The following is a 1,457-nucleotide window of genomic DNA, read 5'->3' as shown; positions in this document are numbered from 1 at the left end:
AAATCCGTGTCAGGGTAAGTTCCACTGGTTTTACTAATGCTTGATTTTATTGCTTTTTTAACCAAACTGAATCGAAAAAAAGAGCGCACAAAATCCTCTCATCTGAAAGCGTTTCAGATTAAGTTCCGCTATGGTGGAAGTTAGTGTGAGACGTTTGAATGCGGTTAAAGGTTAGTTTTTAGAATTTATGTTGGAGTAATTTAGACGACTGGCAGACGTCTTCTGCAGGTATTTTAGAAATACCTAGAAACTTAGGAATCTCTTCTCCATAGGTAAAGGCAAAGAGCTCATAGGCTGACTTTCCATTCAAAGCAGCACGTTTGACGCTGTTGACATGCGAACAGACGAGATTGATGTCCTCTTGAGTTAAGTTGTCAAAAGAAGTTCCCTTAGGTAGAATGTCACGAATCAGCGTGTGATTTTTCTCAATTCTCCCTTTCTGGTCAGAGCGATTAGGGTCACAAAAGAAGAGTTTACTCTCTCCTCGCACATCCATTTCGATATCATCAACCCTGGCAAACTCTCCACCATTATCGGTAAGAATGACAGGGAAGAGTTGGAAGAAATCTTTGTCAGCTTGGTGAAGAGTGTTTTTGATGTCATAGAGGTGTTTGGTAACCTCAAGGGCAGTTTTATTATCCAGAAGTCTAGCAAAGATAAAGTTACAGAAAGATAGATTGAAGGTGAGTAGGACTTTACCTCCCATCCTCCCCAGAACTGTATCCATTTCTAGCCAAGAGTCTAGTTGCTTAAGGGCTAAATAGTTTTGGAAATCCTCATAGGAACGGCCTTTTTTAGCTTCTTTAGGGATGGAAGGTAGCTTACTTTTCCGTCTTTCTTTGAATTTAACGGCTCTGGCAAGATCAATCGGAGAGATAGATAGGTATCCTTTTCGGATATGTCGATAGACAGTTGAGGAGCTGACATCAAGATTGTGAGTTTTGAGGATATGATAGATGTGTTGTCCCTTTTTAACCCCATCAGAAATGACTTTGTCCATGTTCCAGAAGGTCTTGGAATTGAGGGGAGTNCCTTCACGAGNTTCNACAAGAGTTTGTTCGTATTGTTTTTGAGCTTGTTTAGCGAGGTAGAAAATCTTCTTATAGCCACAATTTTGTCTTCTTTTAGGACATCCATTACAGACAAAGGGAGCTTTGTCGAGTAGAGGGCAAGGAAGGTTATGACATGTAGACTCTCGGACTTGTCTGTTTCGTTTGACTTCTTTGGAGACAGTAGTTGGGTCTTTTAGAATGGACTGTCCAATAGCTTTGAAGGTTTCACCGCGCTCTAAGCCCAGTTGGATATCATTACGGTCTGAAAGGGTAAGGTGTTTATGTTTTGTCATAGTGAGCCTCATTTCTAACTCAAACGTCTCATACTTAATTCCACCATAAAAATCCGTTTTAGACTAATTTCCACTTCGGCAAGTCAAGTGGAAGTTGCTTTGAGAAGTTACG

Annotated in this window: 1 protein-coding gene; it reads right to left on the bottom strand. The window is 40.6% G+C overall.

The window, feature by feature from the left end:
* Window positions 1–178: 178 nt before the first annotated feature.
* Entirely contained in the window at window positions 179–1,345 is a 1,167-nt protein-coding gene (locus D8787_RS11195; protein WP_125423870.1) for an IS30 family transposase, read from the bottom strand.
* Window positions 1,346–1,457 lie beyond the last annotated feature (112 nt).

This window comes from Streptococcus mitis (assembly GCF_003944325.1).
Taxonomy (GTDB): domain Bacteria; phylum Bacillota; class Bacilli; order Lactobacillales; family Streptococcaceae; genus Streptococcus; species Streptococcus mitis_CW.
Note: the sequence above shows the minus strand (reverse complement) of the source record. Positions and strands in the feature narration are given on the sequence as shown.